Annotated in this window: 3 protein-coding genes; all 3 read right to left on the bottom strand. The window is 47.9% G+C overall.

The genetic code is table 11. The features are described from left to right. Positions 1-231: 231 nt before the first annotated feature. Positions 232-516: a hypothetical protein gene (locus JQM68_RS13570; protein WP_235223553.1), complete on the bottom strand. Its 285-nt coding sequence runs from the start codon at positions 514-516 to the stop codon at positions 232-234. Positions 517-560: 44 nt separating this feature from the next. Next, entirely contained in the window at positions 561-1,181 is a 621-nt protein-coding gene (locus JQM68_RS13565; RefSeq protein ID WP_235223552.1) for an ATP-binding protein, read from the bottom strand. Then, on the bottom strand, positions 1,144-1,499 hold a 356-nt coding region (locus JQM68_RS13900; RefSeq protein WP_328283745.1), incomplete at its 5' end, for a tyrosine-type recombinase/integrase. The genes JQM68_RS13900 and JQM68_RS13565, both read right to left, overlap by 38 nt.

Below are 1,499 nucleotides of genomic sequence, written 5' to 3'. Positions count from 1 at the left end.
CAGGCCAGAATCCGCCCTGCTTTCCAGCGCCATTCTTGACTTTGTCGAAAAACGCTTACACAAAATTTTACGCCCGGCCAACCGCACAGAAAACCACCGCGCTTGAATTTTCCAATACAGCAGCATGAGACGCACAGATCAACAAGTGAATACATCATAAAAGAGTGATTCATTGGCTGAATCACTCTTTTTCTGCTTTATTTAGTTCTTGTTCAAGACTCGCTTTGCATTTTATACATGATAAAAGAACTGCTCTAGGGGTTCCAGAAAATCATCATTTTCAATCTCGTTTAACACATAATCGCCAGAATCACAGAGAACGACTTTGTCGTTTGCACAAAAACAGGGAATATTACCACTAGCCCAAAATTCTTTACCCCGATGCTGTTCCAGAAATTCAATGATTTCATCTACGGTTACGATACCCGCTTTGCTATAGGCTGTTGGCGTCGGGAGTTCCCAGCCATATTTTGTCGGGAATAACGGACCATTTTTTGTCGGAAAACTGGGAGCCAATCAATGAATTTTCAGATTGCCAACAACCCAGATTAGCAAATTGTTTATTCCTGCGTTGTCATCGGCTCAACAGCCTTAACCTTGCCAGTCTGCACTGAGACCGTCTCCAGTTTCTTTCCGCGGAAACTCTCGCCACGTAGCTTAAACACGGTGGCATCGTCAAAGATGCGGTCCAGCGCACAGAGCAGCGTAGTATCTTCGTCGAAATCCTCGCGCCAGAGTGCCGGATTCTTGTTGCTGGTGAATACCATGTTGAAGTTGCCTTCTTTGTTGTAGCGCCGGTCAATCAGATCAAAGAACAACCGCGTATTCTCCTTGTCAAACGCGCAGTGGCCAATCTCGTCAATAATCAGGCAGGATGGCCGCACAAGTCCGCTGAGGCAGGAGTCCGTTTTTCCGGTGCGTCTGGCGGCCGTGAAACGGTCGCGCAGTTCGGATGCTTTAATAAAATAGGTCTTCATCCCGTGCTGGCAGCAGGCGTAGCCAAATGCCTGCGCCAAATGGGTTTTCCCAGTGCCTGCCGGCCCAATAAAGGCGAGATTTCGGTGGGAGTAGATGGAGGCCAGAGATGGCAGAGATTTCAGCCGCTCCACATCCTTTCCCTTGAGCAGAGAAAAGTCAAAGTTTTCAAAGGTCTTTGGCACTTTTGTGGGAAGACGGCTCATTTTGAGCAGCGTTTGGATGGTTGTCTGCTGTTTCTTCTCGCTGAGATAGTGTCGTGCTTGCATCGGCATGGCCTAAAATGTCTTGTACGCTCTTTATATCAGCCCCTTGGGAAAGAAGTAAGGTTGCACAGGAATGCCGGAGATCGTGCGGAGAAAGGTCTGGCAGACCATTTAGCTTCATGAAGCGCTTAACCCGGCGGGTTACGGCATTCGGATCGCGCGGTTCAAATAGGCCTTTTGAGACCGTCGAAAATTCTGTGTAATCGACGTTCCTCGACAGTATGAAAATCTTCGACTGAGTCAAGAATGAGATCAAAC

The sequence above is a fragment of the Oscillibacter valericigenes genome, assembly GCF_021531435.1.
GTDB classification, from domain to species: domain Bacteria; phylum Bacillota; class Clostridia; order Oscillospirales; family Oscillospiraceae; genus Oscillibacter; species Oscillibacter valericigenes_B.
This window is presented reverse-complemented; position numbering and strand designations above follow the sequence as displayed.

What these genes read in the sequence shown, in the direction of transcription:
- JQM68_RS13565 (WP_235223552.1), bottom strand. Translation starts at nt 1,181, where the DNA reads ATGAGCCGTCTTCCCACAAAAGTGCCAAAGACCTTTGAAAACTTTGAC.